Origin of the sequence: Allobosea sp. TND4EK4 (assembly GCF_900156025.1) — a bacterium.
Lineage (GTDB): Bacteria > Pseudomonadota > Alphaproteobacteria > Rhizobiales > Beijerinckiaceae > Allobosea.
Window position 1 is genome coordinate 231909 of the sequence record NZ_FTMO01000002.1, and the last position, 17004, is coordinate 248912.

Sequence of the window (17004 nt, forward strand, 5' to 3'; positions counted from 1 at the left end):
CTCAGCGCCCATACATCCCGATCTCGGTCGAACGAGGGCGGCGGCGCGTCAGCGCGAGCAGAAAGCCGGTGCCAATCGCCAGCGAGAGCAGCGAGGACCCGCCATAGGAGATGAAAGGCAGCGTCATGCCCTTGGCTGGCATCATGTGCAGGTTCACCATCATGTTGATCGAGGCCTGGATGCCGAAGAGCAGCGCGAGCCCCGTCACCGCCAGCCGGGTGAACGGGTCTTCCGACTTCTGCGCCACGAACAGCGAGCGGATGACGATCACCGCAAAGAGCGCAACCAGGATCATGCAGACGACGACGCCGAACTCCTCGGCCGTCACGGCGAAGATGAAGTCCGTATGCGCGTCGGGCAGGATGCGCTTCACCGTGCCCTCGCCCGGCCCTTTGCCGAGCCAGCCGCCCTGCGCGAAGCTCTCCAGCGCCGTGTCGACCTGGAAGGTGTCGCCCGAGCCCTTGTCCATGAAGCGCTCGATGCGGGCGCGGACATGCGGCACGAGCTCATAGGCGATGAAGATGCCGGTGGCGCCGATGCCCCCTAGCCCGATCACCCAGAACCAGTGCAGGCCGGCGACGAAGAACAGCCCGGCCCAGACCAGGCTGATCAGCATGGTCTGGCCGAAATCCGGCTGCAGCACCAGCGGCACGATGGTGAAGGGCAGGATCAGCAGCGCCAGGATCGTGCCCGGCAGGTCGGGGCGGCGCGTGCCCTCGGCGAAGGCCCAGGCCGCGAGCACGACGAAGGCCGGCTTGACGAATTCGGAGGGCTGGACCGAGCCCAGCGGCCCGAGCGTCAGCCAGCGTTTGGCGCCCTTCACCTCGACGCCGAAATACAGCGTCGCGAACACCATGGCGAGCGAGACCACATAGATCAGCAGCGCCGTGCGCCGCACCTGCCGCGGGCTCATGAAGGAAACGCAGAGGAAGATCACGATCGCCGCGGCGAGATAGGCCGCCTGCCGGTTGACGAAATGAAAGGTCGAGAGGCCGAGACGCTCGGCGACGGGCGGGCCGCCTGCCATCAGCAGCACCACGCCCGAGACCATCAACGCGATCAGCGCGGCGAGGATCAGCCGGTCGATCGACCACCACCAGCGGCCGCTGAGCGAGGGTTCGGCGCGTGAAACCATGGGACCATTCCATCGGCGAGCCGGCGCGCGAGGCGCGCCTTCAAGACGAATCATTCTGTCAATGAATGGTTAACCGTTTGATTCCGAGGCCGGGCCTATGCACGGCGCAGCAACGGGAAGGACGGCCGTCAGGCCACTTCCGCCTCATGCTTCGACTGCGGTTTCGACGCCGTCGCCCAAAGAACCATCGCCCCGAGTGCCATGCAGACGAGCGAGCCCGACAGCACGCCGATCTTGGTCTCGGTCTCAAGAGCGGCATTGTTGGCGAAGGCGAGCAGGCCTATGAACAGGCTCATGGTGAAGCCGATGCCGCACAGCAGCGCGACTCCATAGACCTGCGCCCAGCTCGCACGGGCAGGCCGCTGCGCCCAGCCGAAGCCGACCGCCGCAGCGACGGCGCCAAAGACGCCGAGCTGCTTGCCGACGAGAAGCCCAAGCGCGATGCCCAGCGGCACCGGGTCGAGCAGCTGGGCCGGCGTCACGCCCGCCAGCGAGACGCCGGCATTGGCGAAGCCGAAGATCGGCACCACGAGAAACGCGCTCCACGGGTGCAGGCCATGTTCCAGCGCATGCAGCGGCGAAGCCATGTCATCCGGCTTGCCGGCACTCGGCCGCAGCGGGATGGTGAGGGCGAGCAGCACCCCCGCGATCGTCGCATGGACGCCGGACTGGAAGGTGAAGAACCAGAGCACGAGGCCGAGCAGGAGATAAGGGACGAGATGACGGACGCCTGCGCGGTTCATCCCATAGAGGACCGCGAGCGTCACCAACGCGCCTGCCAGCATCGGCAGCGACAGTTCGGCGGTATAGAACGCCGCGATGATCACGACAGCACCGAGGTCATCGATGATCGCGAGCGCCGTCAGGAAGACCTTGAGGGAGACCGGGACGCGGCTGCCGAGCAGCGTCAGGACACCGAGCGCGAAGGCGATGTCGGTCGCGGCCGGGATCGCCCAGCCGCGCAAGGTGGCGGGGGAATTCCAGTTCACCGCCACATAGACAAGCGCGGGGCCGATCATTCCTCCCAGCGCCGCGACGCCCGGCAGGACGCGGTCGGGCCAGGTGCGCAGCTGCCCGTCGATCAGCTCCCGCTTGATCTCGAGGCCGACGAGCAGGAAGAACAGCGCCATCAGCGCGTCGTTGATCCAGTGCAGCACGCTGAGCGGGCCGAGATAGGTCTTGAGAAGGGCAAAATAGGCCGGAGCCAGCGGCGAGTTGGCGACGATGAGCGCCAGCGCCGCGCTGCCCATCAGCAGGAGTCCGGCCGCGGCCTGACTATCGAGGAAATTTCGCAGGAGCGACAGAGGACGACGGGCCATCAACGGGTCTCCGGCGCTGGCGGCCCGACCAGCGGCATTGCCTGCTGACCCACGGCCGGATCACGCACCCGCCGGAGCTATGCCATCCTCGTTTCGATGCGGCAACCTCACGCAGCGCCGAGGGACACGGCCTGGCCTGGCCCGAACGAAGAGCCGCACCGCCGCCGCCTTGGGGCAGCTCCGGATGCCGCCGTGTTTACGAGCGTCCACCGCTCCGAACGAAACCCGGCAGCGCCTGGACCAGACTGCGGAAGGTCTCTCCCCGCACCTCGAAATTCGGGAACTGGTCATAGGAGGCGCAGGCCGGAGAGAGCAGCACCGCGATCTCGCCCGCGCCCGGATGCGCCGACGCGTCACGCGTCGCGGCCGCGACGGCCTGGTCGAGCGTCACGCTGCGCTCGTAGGAGACGCGCCCATCGCCGTCGAAGGTCGCGGCGAAAAGGTCGCTCGCCACACCGATCAGATAGGCCTTGGCGATGTTCGGGAAATAGCGGCGCAGCGGCTCGATGCCGCCCTCCTTGGCCTTGCCGCCGAGGATCCAGAAGATATCGCGGAAGGAGGTCAGCGCCTTTTCCGTCGAATCGGCATTCGTCGCCTTGGAATCGTTGATGAAGACGACGCGGCCGATCCGGCCGAGCTCCTCCATGCGGTGCGGCAGGCCGGGAAAGCTCCGAAAGCCCGTGGCGATCTCCCCGGCGCCCAGGCCCAACGCCGCGCAGGCCGCAAAGGCGGCCGCAGCATTCTGGGCATTGTGCGAGCCGCGCAGCGAGCCGATATCGGCGAGACTGGCAACGATGGTCCGCTGCCCGTCCCGGCTCTCGACGATCTGCGTCGTGCGCAGCCCGCCCTGCTCCGTCACCTCGGCGAAGACACCCTCGGCCAACGCCTCGTCGCCGCTGATACGCACCAGCGGGCGCCCGCTCGCCCCCCGTCGCCCGGCCATCTGCCGGGATGGCTCGTCGTCGACCCCGATGATCGCAACGTCAGCCGCTGTGACCAGCCGCTCCTTGATCGCGGCATAGTCTTCGAGCTTGCCGTGCCGGTCGAGATGGTCGGGCGTCAGGTTCATCTGGAGGCCGACGCTCGGCTTGATGGACGGCGCCAGATCGATCTGGAAGGTCGAGCACTCGATCACATGGATGCGGCCCTCGGCCGGCGGCTCCAGCGCCAGCACGGCGGTGCCGATATTGCCCCCCATCTGCACATCGCGCCCCGCCTGCTTCAGCACATGGGCGATCAGCGCGGTGGTGGTCGACTTGCCGTTGGTGCCGGTGATGCAGATCACGGGCGAATCCGGGGCGATCTTCGCCCGCTCGCGGAAGAACAATTCGATGTCGCCGATGATCTCGATGCCGGCAGCCTTCGCCTTCCCGACGGTCCAGTGCGGCTGCGGATGCGTCAGCGGCACGCCCGGCGCCAGCACCAGAGCGGCGAAGCCGGTCCAATCGGCCGCGGCGAGATCGACGATGCCGATCCCCTGCGCTGCGGCCTTCTCCCGGCTGGCCTCGTTGTCGTCCCAGGCCGCGACCTCGGCCCCGCCCGCCATCAGCGCCAGCGCCGTGACGACGCCGGAGCCTCCGAGCCCGAACAGGGCGACCTTGCGCCCGGCGAACACCGTGACGGGGGTGGTCATCGCGGCATCATGCCGAAAAGTGGGAACCGGTTTTCGGGCGACATGATGCCTCTAGACGTTCAGCGCAGCTTGAGCGTGGACAGGCCGACCAGGGCCAGCACCACCGAGATGATCCAGAAGCGGATCACCACCTGCGGCTCGGTCCAGCCCAGCTTCTCGAAATGGTGGTGGATCGGCGCCATCAGGAACACCCGCTTGCCGGTGCGCTTGTAGACGCCGACCTGGATGATCACCGACAGCGCCTCGACCACGAACAGCCCGCCGACGATCGCCAGCACGATCTCGTGCTTGGTCGCGACCGCGATGGTGCCGAGCAGGCCGCCCAGCCCCAGCGAGCCGGTGTCGCCCATGAAGATCTGCGCCGGCGGCGCATTGAACCAGAGGAAGCCGAGGCCGGCGCCGATCACCGCGCCGCAGATCACCGCCAGCTCGCCCGAGCCCGGCACGTGGTTGATCTGCAGGTAGTTGGCGAAGATGGCGTTGCCGACGAGATAGGAGATGAAGCCGAAGGTGCCCGCAGCGATCATCACCGGCACGATGGCGAGTCCGTCGAGCCCGTCGGTCAGGTTCACCGAATTGCCCGCGCCGACCACGACGACGGCCGTCACCAGCGGAAACAGGATGCCGAGCGGGATGATGGCGTCCTTGAGGAAGGGCATGGCGAAGCCGGACGAGATCGCCGGAGGCTGTGTCTGCATGATCAGCGTGCAGGCAGCGAGCGCGACCACGATCTCGATGGCGATGCGCGCCTTCCCCGAGAAGCCCTTGTGGGACTGTTTCGTCACCTTGAGATAGTCGTCATAGAAGCCGATGGCGCCGTAGGCCGCCGTCACGCCGAGCACGATCCAGACGTACGGATTGCGCAGGTTGCCCCAGAGCAGCACCGCCGCGAACAGGCCGGACATGATCATCAGCCCGCCCATGGTCGGCGTGCCGCGCTTGGCGAGATGGGTCTGCGGGCCATCGGCGCGGATCGGCTGGCCCTTGCCCTGCTTGATCCTGAGCCAGGAAATCGCGGCCGGGCCGAAGAAGAACACGAAGAGCAGCGCCGTCGCCGTCGCCCCGCCTGCGCGGAAGGTGATGTAGCGGAAGACGTTCAGGATGGGGAAAGTGCCGGAAAATTCGGCGAGCCAGGTGAACATGGTCTTGGCGTCTCTTGCGCGATCTCGTTGGCGCCGGGGCGGTTCGCGCCCGGCTCGATGAAGTCAGTCTTCGGCAGGCACGGCCGGAAAACGCGCGATGAGCGCTTTGACGATCGGCCCCATGCGCGAGCCCAGCGAGCCCTTGACCGTGACCACGTCGCCGGCACGCACCGCGTCGAGAACGAGAGGCTCGAGTGCGCCGGCATCGTTCGCATAAGCCCCCCGCATGGCCGAAGGCAAGCTCTCATAGAGCCCTTTCATCAGCGGTCCGCAGGCGAAGACCTTGTCGATGGCGTTGGTGGCGAGGGGCTCGCCGAGGCCCTTGTGCAGGTCGCCCCCGCTCGGGCCGAGCTCCAGCATGTCGCCGAGCACGGCGATGCGCCGGCCCCTGCCCTCCACCGGCAGGCGCCCCAGATTCTCGATCGCGGCGCGCATCGAGGCGGGGTTGCCGTTATAGCTCTCGTCGAGCAGCGTCAGCACCCCGCCCGGCATCTGCAGCCGCTGGCGCGCACCCCGCCCGGCGGGCGGGGTCAGGTCGCCCAGCGACAGCGCCGCCAGCGCGAGATCGGCCCCGAGCGCCTTCACCGCGGCCAGAACGGCGAGCGAGTTCAGCACAATGTGGCGTCCGGGGCTGCCCAGCCGGTAGGTCACCGGCTCGCCCAGAACCCGCGCCTCGACGGTCGACATGTTGGGCTTCAGCGAGCAGGAGATCAGCCTCACATCGGCGTCGGGGCTTGTCCCGAAGGTCAGGATCTCGCCTGCGGGGCCGGATTTGGCGATGTCCCGCAGGAGCTGCGACTGCGGGATGTCGGCGTTGATGATCGCCGTGCCGCCCTCCTCCAGCTCCCAGAAGACTCCTGCTTTCTCCTCGGCGATCCCTTCCAGCGAGGAAAAGGCCGCCAGATGCACCGGCGCGATCGTGGTGATGATCGAGACATGCGGCCTCACCAGCCGCGCCAGCGGCAGGATCTCGCCGGGGCTGTTCATGCCGATCTCGTAGACGCCATAGGCGACATCGGCCGGCGTGCGCACCAGCGTGAGCGGGACGCCCCAATGATTGTTGTAGGAGGCGACGGGCGCATGGGTCTTGCCCTGGCGCGACAGCACGAGGCGCAGTGCCTCCTTGGTGCCGGTCTTGCCGACCGAACCGGTGACGGAGACGATTTTGGCCGACAGCTCGGCCCGGCGGGCCGAGCCGGCCTTCTCCATCGCCTTCAGCACATCGGGCACGATGGCCAGGGAACCCGCGCCGGCGAACCCCGCCGCATGCGCCTCGTCGATCACGGCGAGCGCAGCGCCCTTGTCCAGGGCCGCCTTGACGAAGTCATGCCCGTTGCGCGCCTCCCCGGTGATCGCGAAGAAGGCGTCGCCGGGCTCGAGCGTCCGGGTGTCGATCGATGCGCCAGTGACGGCGGCTGGCACGGGCCCGTCCGCGCGGGCGCCGAGCGCCGCGATCAAGCGGTCGCCCGTCCAGAGAGGGTCCTTCATCGCTTCATCTCCGCCAAGGCCGTCCGCACCACGTCATGGTCGGAGAAAGGCAGCGTCCGGTCGCCTACGATCTGGCCGCTTTCATGGCCTTTCCCAGCGACGACCAGCAAATCCCCAGCCTTGAGCATGCCGACCGCATGGCGGATCGCCTCCGCGCGGTCACCGATTTCCCGCAGCTTCGGCGAAGCTGCCATGATCTCGGACCGGATGGTCGCCGGGTCCTCGCTGCGTGGATTGTCGTCAGTGACGATGGCGATGTCGGCCTTCTCCGCCGCGATCGCACCCATCAACGGCCGCTTGCCCTTGTCGCGGTCGCCGCCGCAGCCGAAGACGCAGATCAGCCGCCCGGCCGCATAGGGACGCAGTGTCGTGAGGACCGCCGCGAGCGCGTCGGGCTTGTGGGCGTAATCGACGACCACGAGCCCGCCATTGCCTTCGCCGACGCGTTCGAGCCGGCCGGGGACGCCTTGCAGCCCGGCAATCGCCGCGAGCGCGCGACGCGGGTCTTCGCCGGCCGCGATGGCGAGGCCGGCCGCGACGAGCGCATTGCCCGCCATGAAGTCGCCGACGAGCGGCAGCACCACCGAGGCCTCGCCCCCCGCGAAGCTGACTGTCAGCCGCTGCGTGAAGCCGTCCCGCTCATTGGCGATGAGGCGCAATGTCTCACCCTCGCGCCCGACGCCGATGATCGGGTGCCCCCCGGCCTCGGCAGCCTCGGCGGCCTGCTGCGCAAAAGGCTCATCGCGGTTGATCACCACCGGCGCACCGGCCGGCAGCAGCTTCCACAGCCTGAGCTTCGCCGCCAGATAGTCCTCGACGGTGGGGTGATAGTCGAGATGGTCGTGGCCGAGATTGAGGAAGGCGCCGGCCTTCAGCCGCACCCCGTCCAGCCGGTGCTGATCGAGCCCGTGCGAGGAGGCCTCCATCGCCAGATGCGTGATCCCGTCTCCGGCGAGCTTGTCGAGGGACGCGTGCAGCGAGAGCGGGTCCGGCGTCGTCAGGGAGCCGTATTTGGCCGATGTCGCGGTGACGATCCCGACCGTGCCGAGGCTCGCAGCCCCATGGCCGAGCGCCTGGAAGATCTGGCGGGTGAAATCGGCGACGGAGGATTTGCCGCTGGTGCCGGTGACCGCGACGATGGTTTCGGGCTGGCGCGGATGGATCCTGGCCGCCGCCAGAGAGAGCGCCAGGCGGGGCTCCTGCACCTGCGCATAGGCCACATCGGCCGGCAGATCGCCGGGGCGCGACTGGCTCGCCACAACCGCCACGGCCCCGCGCGCGACCGCATCCGCAATGAAGCTTCCGCCATCCGCCTTCGCTCCGGCGAGCGCGACGAACACCTGCCCCGGGCCGACCGTGCGGCTGTCGAAGGCGAGGCCGTCGACGCGTCGGTCCTCCTCGGGGCGGAAGGCGCCGGGGAAGAGATCTGCGAGACGATAGGCGATGGCGTCTGTCAAAAGCCGATACCCCTGCGCTGCAAGACCCTGATGTCATTCTCGGGCGAAGCGAAGCGTAGACCCGAGAATCTCCCCAAGGATCAAGCGCCTTTCTTTGACCGGTGCTCGTCGCTGTGGTTCCGCCGAACCTCCGCAGCGTCTTGCCCGGGTCAAGCCCGAGCATGACGCCGGCAGACCGCCCTATCGCGAACCCCAGGCCCCCAGCTTCGCCATCAGCGGGAACGGCGCGGGCGGCGGATCGAAGCGTGGGGCCAGCCCCAGCAGCGGCGCGGCCCGCTCGATCAGCCGGCCCGTCGTCACGCCGGCGTTCCAGGCTGCGGTCGAATAGCCGCCGCTCTCGGCGTAGCCCTTCGGTTCGTCATAGATCGCGAGGAACAGGTATTTCGGCTTGTCGGAAGGGGCGATGGCCGTGAAGGTCGTGAAGTTGCGGTTCTTGGCGTAGCGACCGCCGATGACCTTTTCGGCCGTACCGGTCTTGCCGCCGACGAAGTAGCCGGCGATGTCCGCCTTCTTGGCCGAGCCCTTTTCGCCATTCAGCCGCATGATGAACCGCAGCGCCTCGGAGGTTTCCGGCTTGATCACCCGCGTCGCCACCTTCATCGCGTCCTCCTGCGAGCGCTTCAGGAAGGTCGGCTTCATCAGGTAGCCGCCGTTCACCAGCGCGGCCACCGCCGCCATCGCCTGGATCGGCGCGACGGCGAGGCCGTGGCCGAAGGCGATGGTCGCGGTGTTGATCTCGCCCCAGCGCTGCGGGACGATCGGGGCTGCGCTCTCGGGCAGCTCGGTCGTCATCCGGTCGAGCTGCATCATCTTCTTGAGGAAGGCCTTGTGGCCCTCGACGCCGACGGCCAGCGCCATCTTGATCGAGCCCATATTGGACGAATGCAGGAACACCTCCGGCACGGTCAGCGTGCGCCCGGTGCCGTGGTATTCCTTGATGACCTGCCGGCCGAAACGCATCATGCCGCCAGCGGTCGAGAAGCTCGAATTGATGTTGACCTTGCCGGAGTCGAGCGCCATCGCGATGGTGAGCGCCTTGAAGGTCGAGCCCATCTCGTAGACGCCGACACTCATCCGGTTGATCCGGTCCTTCTCCAGGGCATCGACCGGGTTGTTCGGGTCGAAATCCGGCAGCGAAACCAGCCCGAGGACCTCGCCTGTGGTGACGTCCATGATCGCGCCGGCTGCGGCGATCGCCTTGAAGCGCGCCATGCCGTTGACCAGCTCGTCGCGCAGCAGATGCTGGATGCGCAGGTCGAGCGAGAGCTGCACGGGCTTGAGATCGCTCGCCTGGCTGGCAAATCCGGCGCCGTTCAGGTCCTGCAGGCCCTGGGAATCGATATACTTCTCCATCCCGGCGATGCCGATATTGTCGACATTCGCAAAGCCGAGGATATGGGCGGCCGCCGGGCCGTTCGGATAGACGCGCTTGTGCTCGGGCAGGAAGCCGACGCCGGGAATGCCGAGGCGGTAGACCTCCGCCTGCTGGCGCGGCGTGATCTCGCGCTTGACCCAGACGAAGCCCTTCTTGGTGCCGAGCTTGTCGCGCAGATCCTTGGCATCGAGCTCGGGCAGGACAGCCGTCAGCAGCTCCGTCGCCTCGTCCTTGTCGAGGATCTTGCGCGGCTCTGCGAAGACCGAGACGACACCGATATCGGTGGCCAGGATGTCGCCGTTGCGGTCGACGATGTCGGGCCGGGCCGCCGCGATGGCGTTCGATGTCGCGCGCCGGATGCCGACCTGCTCGTTGGGCAGCGTCGCCAGCAATGCGAGCCGGGCGGTGATGGCGAGGAACAGCACCGAAAAGCCGAGGATGACCAGCCCGACGCGAGGCTGCGCCTTGTGGCCGCTCATGCGGAAGACATCGCGCAGCCAGGCGAAGCGCGAGCGTGCCGCCACCGGCTCGGTGACGACCTGGTGCGCGGGCTCCGGCGCCCCGGTCTGATGCGGCTCGGTCATGGCATGGCTCCGGGCGTGGTCGCGCTCGCCTTGCGGTCGCGCGGCGTCTCCGTCGGCAGGCCCAAGCCGAGGTCCTCGAGCTTGCGGCCGATCGTATCGACCTTCGGGCCCCGGTTCGGGATTTCGGAGGGATTGACCACCTGCGTCGCCTGAAAGGGCTGGAGGTCGAGATGGCGGTCGGCCAGCGTCTGGATTCGGTCAGGCCGGTTGAGGAACTGCCACTCGGCCCTCAGCACCTGGATGGCGTCGCGCTCGCGCTGGGTCCTCGCCTTGAGCTTCTGGAGTTGCTCGGCCGCCAGCGTCGTCTCGTATTTGATGGTGTAGGCGTAGACCGCCGAGGAGACGAGCGCTCCGATCGCGACGGCGTGGAGAAACTTGATCACGCTCAGCTTCTCCGGCGGGGCGAGGGTTCGGGAAGGCCCGCGAGCGCGACGAGTCCGGCTTCCGCCTGGCGGGCCGGGGCGTCGTTGCGCTCGGCTGCGCGCAGCTTGGCCGAGCGGGCGCGCGGATTGGCGCGCATCTCGGCCTCGGACGGCGCGACGGCCCCCTTTTCGACGAGCCTGAAGGTCGGCTGCGCCACGGTCACCGCCGGCGCGTGCCGGGAGGCGGCCGGCATCCGGCCGGAGCGCTCGGCCATGAACTGCTTGACGATACGGTCTTCCAGCGAATGGAAGGTGACGACGACGAGCCGCCCGCCGGGCTTCAGCACCGCTTCGGCCGCGTGCAGCGCCTTGACCAGTTCGCCCAGCTCGTCGTTCACCGCGATGCGCAGCGACTGGAACACCCGCGTCGCCGGATGCGCTCCGCCTGGCTCCCCGCGCACGATCCCGGCGACGAGATCGGCCAATTGCTTGGTGGTGGTCAGCGGCGCCTTGCGGCGCGCCTCGATCACGGCGCGTGCCACCGCACGCGAGCGACGCTCCTCGCCATAGTGGTAGAAGATGTTGGCGAGCAGCCCCTCTTCCGCCTCGTTGAGGATGTCGGCGGCGCTCTGCCCCTGCCCGCTCATGCGCATGTCGAGCGGCCCGTCGAAGCGGAACGAAAAGCCGCGCTCCGCCTGGTCGATCTGCATCGAGGAAACGCCGATATCGAGCACCACGCCGTCGAGCGGCGTCATCGCGAAGCGCTCGGCCTCCTGCGCCAGCTCGCCGAAATTCGCCTGCGAGACCGTCAGGCGCCCGCCCATCGCCGCGACCAGATCGGCCCCGCCGGCGACCGCGTTCGGGTCGCGGTCGAGCGCCAGCAGCGTGACGTCGGGCGCAGCCTCCAGGATCGCGCGGCTGTAGCCGCCGGCGCCGAAGGTGCCGTCGAGATAGCGCCCGCCGGCCTGAGGCGCGAGCGCGGCGAGAACCTCGGCAAGAAGCACGGGCACATGACGAACCGGTCCGCCGATGGCTCCGCCTGAACGGTCGCCATGGTCCGTCATGATGCTGCGCCTCCTGCCGATGGGGGAAGGGAACCGAGCGAGCGCTTCACGTCGCGCAGCCGCGTCCGTGCGGTGTCGAGATGGGCGCGGAAACGCTCGGGCTCCCAGATCTGGAATTTGTGGCCGTGGCCGACGAAGGTCACGGCGTCGCCGATCCCGGCATGGGATTTCAGCGCCTCGCTGAGCGTCATGCGCCCCTCCGGATCGACCCTCAGCACTTCCGAGGTTCCGTTCAACGCCGTCGAGAGCAGCTCCCACTCGTCCGAAAAGGGAGAAAAGCGCGACAGGATCTCGTCGATCGTCGCCCGCAGCGCATGCCCGCCCGCATCGAGCGCCGGCAGGTCGAGCGCCTGATGGACGTACAGCCCCTCGTAGCCGTCCTTGGCCAACACGGAGCGGAAACTGGAGGGGATCGAGACCCGGCCCTTGGAGTCCAGCCGGTTGGTGAAGTTCGAGACGAAGCGGTCCGTCAACGCCGCCTCCCGGCCTGCTCTTCACGTCGACGCCGCAGCCCGGGGGCAGCGGCGAAGTAGCCCCCCATCGAAGCAGGCATGGCGCATCGGACAGCCAAATTCCGCGCGGCACACGGACCCTGACCAGTGATTTGCCTGCCGGCTTCGACGGGATGATTTGGGATAGCATGGGCTACCATGGGCGTCAATGGAATCGCAGGCGCAAGCATGCCTCTGCAAGGACTCCCGTCCATCACAACCCGTTAAGGTTAAGGTCCGGTAACCACGAGGATTTCGACGACGTGCCAGAGCGGGCCACGGCAAAACCGCGGTTCCCAGCCCGACAAATTTTTCCGGTGCGTCAGGCGGCGCCGGAGGCCGCGAGCAGCGCGTCTCGCACCTGCTCCAACGCGCGGCGCAGCTCCTCGGCTTGCGCGGCGTTGCCGCCCAGCGCGCTGCCGATGGCCTCGGGCACGCAGCGCCCCTTGGTGCGCAGCTTTTCGCCGGCCGCCGTCAGGTACAGGCGGACCTGGCGCTCATCCTCGGGATCGCGCATGCGCCGGATCAGCCCCGCCCCTTCGAGCCGCTTGAGCAGGGGGGTGAGCGTGCCGGAATCCAGCATCAGCCGCTCCCCCATCGCCTTCACGGTCAGCCCCTCATTCTCCCACAGAACGAGCATCGCGAGGTACTGCGGGTAGGTCAGGCCGAGTTCGGCAAGGATGGGCCGATAGGCGCGGTTGAAGGCATGGCCGGCCTGGTAGACGGCGAAGCACAGATGCTCCTCCAGCCGCAGCATCTCCGCCCTGTCGCCCTGCCCGTCGCCCATGCTCGCTCTCCTCTCCTCCACAAAGCGCGGAGTGCGACCGCGATCAACCCTGCGGTTCGTCAAATTGAATTGTTGACAATCTAATTGCGCACGATATAAATCGCAACCATCGTCATTCAAGCAAGCAAGGAGAGCGATCATGAAAACCCTCTACACCGCCCATGGTTCCGCCACCGGTGGCCGCGAAGGCCAGGCCGCGACCGATACCGGCAACCTGAACCTGATCCTGCATACCCCCAAGGAACTCGGCGGCACCGGCGGCGACGGCACCAATCCCGAGCAGCTCTTCTCCCTCGGCTACTCGGCCTGCTTCCTCGGCGCGCTGAAGGCGGCCGCCCGCAAGGAGAACGTCAAGATCCCGGAGGATGCGAAGGTCGCGGCCGATATCGGCATCGGTCCGCGCGACGACGGCCAGGGCTTCGGCATCAATGCCAAGCTGACGGTCACGGTCCCCGGCGTCGACAAGGCGGTGGTCGAGGACCTCGTCAAGAAGGCCCATGTGATCTGCCCCTACTCGCACGCGACCAAGGGCAACATCGAGGTCGAGACGGTCGTCGGCTGAGGCCGCGCCGAAACGCCCATCGGCAGGATGGCCGGTCGCGTTCCTGCCGATCGGACATCCTGCCGCCGCGAGGTCCAGCGAGCCCGGCAGCCGCGCTGCCGACGCCGCTGTCGAACGGTCGCATGACACGAGTAAACCGTTCCGCTAAAGCGAGGCATCTGTCGATCCTCGCGGAACTGGACGAAGAATGCGCCTCAAAGCACTCGTCGCGGCGGCGGCGTTATGCTGCTCAGCCAGCCTGGGCCAGGCGGCAGGCCTGATGGCCTTCGAGGTTCCGGCCGACGTCTCAGGCCCCGCTCTGAAGGTTCTGCAATGGTCCCCCTGCGCCAGGCCGGCCGATACGGTCAGGCTGGGGCCCTTCGCCATCCCGGCGGTGCGCGACTGCCCCATCGCCGGAGACGGCAAGCTGCCGCTGATCGTGATCTCGCATGGCTTCGGCGGGACGTATCTCGCGCATCACGACACGGCCGAAGCTCTGGCGAACGCGGGTTTCGTGGTGGTCGCTCTCAATCATCCCGATGACAATGCTTTCAACGCGGCCAGGTTCGACAGCCTCGCGGCGCTGAGGACGCGGCCGATCGATGTGAGACGGCTGGTCGACCACATGCTCGGCCCAGCCCCCGCCGCGGCGAGGATCGACCCCGAACGGATCGGCTTTTTCGGATTCTCCCGCGGTGGCTACACCGGCCTCGTCCTCGCCGGGGCGCAGCCAGACATCCGACAACTGCGCGCGGTTTGCCAGGACCCGACCGGGGCGAAGTGCGACCGCATTCCCGCTGGGATGGTCCCGCCAGGGGAGCCGGTCAGCGACCCCCGGATCAAGGCATTCGTAATCGCCGACCCTCTGGCCAGCGTCTTCCCGAACGGGAGCGGGCTAAGGCAGATCAGGGCCCCCCTGCAACTCTGGCGTTCCCAGAACGGGGGTGACGGGGTCGCGCCCGCGGATGTCGCGGCCATCGCGGCCGGCCTGCCCGAGAAGGCTGAGTTTCATGATGCCGCCGGCGCCGGCCATTTCGCCTTTCTCAGCGTCTGCCCTGAGGCATTGGCGAGGGAGCAGCCTGCGATCTGCACCGATGCGGCGGGTTTCGACCGCGCCGCCTTTCATGTCGAGCTGAACGGCCAGGCCGTCGATTTCCTGCGCCGGGAGCTGGACCGGCGAGCCGGGCCCTGACACCCGCTGCGGGACGATGTGCAGGTTTCCGGTGGGATAGGGTGCCAGTCGGCCTGTAAGCCGGGTTTTGTATGGCCGGAGGATCGCTCCCCCGACGTGACGGCCATTCCTCTGGGACGCGCATTGCTGCGGGCCTCAAGCAACCAACCCGGACGACCAGGCCCAGAAACAGGCCCCTCCCCGCTTGCGCGGAAAGCATCGTCCCTATTCGGTCTTGCTCCCGGTGGGGCTTGCCATGCCGTCCCCGTTGCCGGGTCCGCGGTGCGCTCTTACCGCACCTTTTCACCCTTACCTGCGAGCCGAGGCTCGCGGGCGGTTCGATCTCTGTGGCGCTTTCCCTGGGGTCGCCCCCGCCGGACGTTATCCGGCACCGTGTTTCCGTGGAGCCCGGACTTTCCTCCCTCGCGAGCGAGAGCGGCCGTCCGGCCGACTGGCGAGGGGGGACATGCGCGCTGGCGCCGCCCGCGTCAAGCGCGCGGGGGTGCCTGACCGTGCAGCACGTCAGTTGCGCGCGGTGATCGTGCGCACCTTGGCGCAATAGGTGCGGTTGGCGCCGCTCAGCCGGGTCGCCATGTGGCCGCTCTGGTACTTCATGACGGTGCGGCAGGTATCGCCGCCGGCCATGCGATAGGCCTCGGCCAGATATTTCATGCCATAGCGGGCGTTGGTCTCGGCATCGAGCAGGCCGCCAGCTCCGCCCGAATAGCCCATGCCGCGGGCCGTCTGGTGGCGAATCTGCATCAGGCCGTAATTGCCGGCATGGGCAGCGCGTGGATTGTAGCGGCTTTCGACGCGGATGATCGCATCCGCCAGCGAGAACGGCACGCCGTTGGCCGCGGCATGCCGCGCGACGATCGCTTTGATCCCCTCGACCCCGGCCGGCGCGGCAACTGGCTTCGCCTCGGCCTTGTCTTCACTGCGGGCCACCGATGCGGTGGCGGTCGGCTCCTGCACCTTCGCATCCGCAGTCGCAGCGGCTGCCTGCGGCTTCATTCCTCCAGCCTTGGCTGCCTGCCTGGCCGCGGCGACCTCCTCGGCCTTCGCCTTTCGCGCCTCGATCCGCGCCGCCCGCCGCTCCTTGGCGCTCATCGGCTTGCTCGGCGCCTCGGCCGCCTGCTCGGAGCCCTTGGCTTCCTCGGCCTTCAGCCGGGCAATTTCGGCGTCGCGCACGACGATAGCCCTGGGATCCGTTTCCGAGTTCACGAATTCCTCCGCCGAAGCCATCCCGGTGAGGCTAATCAGAACCGCGGCTGCGAGACCGCCATAGACATACTTCATGATCAACTGAACCCTGCTGCGCCACATCTCACTGAGCGGCGGGGTCAAATGCTGACTGAATGTGACGATAATCTGTTCAGCGAGAAAGAAAATGCCTCCGACTTCAAAGGTTATGTGTCTTTGATCTCTACTTCACTATAGAGTATTTTCAGGTATTGGCTGACCGCAAAACTTTGCCGGCGTGAGACAGGGATCGCGAATCAGGAAAACGCGGGCGCCGCCTCTTTTTCGCCATATTTCGGCTCGCGCGACCGAATCGCGGAACCGCGGGGCTCATCGCAGGTTCCGAGGCACCCACCTCTTGATCGAGGCGCAGGCAGCGCCCATCATCGCCCGCATTGTGCTTCGGCGATGCGCGCACCTGCCGTCGCGAGAGCGGTGGCGAGTTCGGAGACCTGTTCCTTTCATGTCCTCTTCGTTCTGGGGCGCGCTCGGCGGCGGCGGCGTCGGTTTTGCCCTTGGCGGCCCATTGGGCGCCCTGCTCGGAGCCCTCGCCGGTCACGTCCTCGTCGATCGTGAGGGAGCGCCCTTTGGGCCCGCTCCGCGCGAGCTCGTCTTCACCACCGGCCTCGTCGCGCTCGCGGCGAAGATGGCGCGCTCGGATGGGGTCGTAACCTGCGACGAGGTCACAGCCTTCCGCCGGATCGTCACGGTGCCGCCGGGCGAGGAACAGCGCGTCGCGCGGCTGTTCGACCTGGCCAAGCAGACCAGTGCCGGCTTCGAGGCCTATGCCGGCCAGATCGCCGCCGCCTTCCGCGACGAACCGGCGCTGCTGGAGGGCGTGCTCGACGGCCTCTTCCTGATCGCCGCGGCGGACGGCGCGGTTCATGAGGCGGAATACGCCTATCTGCGTGGGGTCGCAGCGATCTTCGGGATCGCCGATGCCGATTTCGCCCGTATCGAGGCGCGCCATGTCCGCCGGCCGGACGACCCCTATCTCATCCTCGGCGCCAGCCGCGAGATGGCAGACGACGAGTTGAAGCGGCATTACCGCCGCCTGGTCGCCGAGAACCATCCCGACCGCGAGATCGCCCGCGGTCTGCCTCAGGAAGCGGTCGCGATCGCGACCCGGCGCCTGTCGGCGATCAACGCGGCCTGGGACATGATCGCCCATGAGCGCGGCCTCGCCCGCCGCCTGTCGCACGAGCCGGCCTGA

15 protein-coding genes and 1 other RNA gene are annotated in these 17004 nt (G+C 67.9%); 3 read left to right on the plus strand and 13 right to left on the minus strand.

Annotation, left to right across the window (positions count from 1 at the left end):
* Position 1: 1 nt before the first annotated feature.
* The 11 genes from BW981_RS06060 to BW981_RS06110 all read right to left on the minus strand — a co-directional run bounded on the left by BW981_RS06060 (position 2) and on the right by BW981_RS06110 (position 12837).
* Positions 2-1135, minus strand: coding sequence for an FtsW/RodA/SpoVE family cell cycle protein (locus BW981_RS06060; RefSeq protein ID WP_076437252.1), 1134 nt, complete (start codon positions 1133-1135; stop codon positions 2-4).
* Positions 1136-1263: 128 nt separating this feature from the next.
* The gene (gene nhaA / locus BW981_RS06065; RefSeq protein WP_076437254.1) at positions 1264-2454 is read right to left on the minus strand and encodes a Na+/H+ antiporter NhaA; all 1191 of its coding nucleotides are present in this window, start codon (positions 2452-2454) and stop codon (positions 1264-1266) included.
* A 196-nt stretch (positions 2455-2650) separates the two neighbouring features.
* Entirely contained in the window at positions 2651-4087 is a 1437-nt protein-coding gene (gene murD, locus BW981_RS06070) for a UDP-N-acetylmuramoyl-L-alanine--D-glutamate ligase (protein WP_076437256.1), read from the minus strand.
* A gap of 59 nt (positions 4088-4146) precedes the next feature.
* Positions 4147-5229, minus strand: a complete 1083-nt coding sequence (mraY, locus tag BW981_RS06075; RefSeq protein WP_076437257.1) for a phospho-N-acetylmuramoyl-pentapeptide-transferase — start codon at positions 5227-5229, stop codon at positions 4147-4149.
* Between the two features lie 63 nt (positions 5230-5292).
* On the minus strand, positions 5293-6717 hold the full coding sequence (locus BW981_RS06080) for a UDP-N-acetylmuramoylalanyl-D-glutamyl-2,6-diaminopimelate--D-alanyl-D-alanine ligase (protein WP_076437259.1): 1425 nt from the start codon (positions 6715-6717) through the stop codon (positions 5293-5295).
* On the minus strand, positions 6714-8162 hold the full coding sequence (locus tag BW981_RS06085) for a UDP-N-acetylmuramoyl-L-alanyl-D-glutamate--2,6-diaminopimelate ligase (RefSeq protein WP_076437765.1): 1449 nt from the start codon (positions 8160-8162) through the stop codon (positions 6714-6716). Before BW981_RS06085 ends, BW981_RS06080 begins: the two co-directional genes overlap by 4 nt.
* A gap of 192 nt (positions 8163-8354) precedes the next feature.
* Complete coding sequence (locus BW981_RS06090) at positions 8355-10133, minus strand: peptidoglycan D,D-transpeptidase FtsI family protein (protein WP_076437261.1); 1779 nt, start codon at positions 10131-10133, stop codon at positions 8355-8357.
* Positions 10130-10516, minus strand: a complete 387-nt coding sequence (locus BW981_RS06095) for a cell division protein FtsL (protein ID WP_076437262.1) — start codon at positions 10514-10516, stop codon at positions 10130-10132. Before BW981_RS06095 ends, BW981_RS06090 begins: the two co-directional genes overlap by 4 nt.
* A gap of 2 nt (positions 10517-10518) precedes the next feature.
* Positions 10519-11559 (minus strand): 16S rRNA (cytosine(1402)-N(4))-methyltransferase RsmH, encoded by a 1041-nt coding sequence (gene rsmH / locus BW981_RS06100; protein ID WP_076437264.1) that lies wholly within the window; start codon positions 11557-11559, stop codon positions 10519-10521.
* Positions 11556-12032 carry a division/cell wall cluster transcriptional repressor MraZ gene (locus BW981_RS06105; RefSeq protein WP_076437265.1) on the minus strand — a complete coding sequence of 159 codons (477 nt, stop codon included), beginning with the start codon at positions 12030-12032 and terminating at the stop codon, positions 11556-11558. Before BW981_RS06105 ends, rsmH begins: the two co-directional genes overlap by 4 nt.
* Before the next feature lie 340 nt (positions 12033-12372).
* Positions 12373-12837 carry a MarR family winged helix-turn-helix transcriptional regulator gene (locus tag BW981_RS06110; RefSeq protein WP_076437267.1) on the minus strand — a complete coding sequence of 155 codons (465 nt, stop codon included), beginning with the start codon at positions 12835-12837 and terminating at the stop codon, positions 12373-12375.
* 139 nt (positions 12838-12976) lie between these two features.
* Between BW981_RS06110 and BW981_RS06115 the strand changes: the two genes are divergently transcribed.
* Together BW981_RS06115 and BW981_RS06120 are read left to right on the plus strand one after the other, a co-directional pair.
* The gene (locus BW981_RS06115) at positions 12977-13399 is read left to right on the plus strand and encodes an organic hydroperoxide resistance protein (protein ID WP_076437269.1); all 423 of its coding nucleotides are present in this window, start codon (positions 12977-12979) and stop codon (positions 13397-13399) included.
* Positions 13400-13586: 187 nt separating this feature from the next.
* Positions 13587-14570, plus strand: coding sequence for an alpha/beta hydrolase family protein (locus BW981_RS06120; RefSeq protein WP_076437271.1), 984 nt, complete (start codon positions 13587-13589; stop codon positions 14568-14570).
* A gap of 40 nt (positions 14571-14610) precedes the next feature.
* Here BW981_RS06120 and rnpB read toward each other — a convergent pair.
* Together rnpB and BW981_RS06130 are read right to left on the minus strand one after the other, a co-directional pair.
* Positions 14611-15004: RNase P RNA component class A (rnpB, locus tag BW981_RS06125), an RNA gene on the minus strand.
* 67 nt (positions 15005-15071) lie between these two features.
* Complete coding sequence (locus BW981_RS06130; RefSeq protein WP_244560237.1) at positions 15072-15773, minus strand: transglycosylase SLT domain-containing protein; 702 nt, start codon at positions 15771-15773, stop codon at positions 15072-15074.
* A 481-nt stretch (positions 15774-16254) separates the two neighbouring features.
* Between BW981_RS06130 and BW981_RS06135 the strand changes: the two genes are divergently transcribed.
* Positions 16255-17004, plus strand: a complete 750-nt coding sequence (locus tag BW981_RS06135; protein ID WP_076437272.1) for a molecular chaperone DjiA — start codon at positions 16255-16257, stop codon at positions 17002-17004.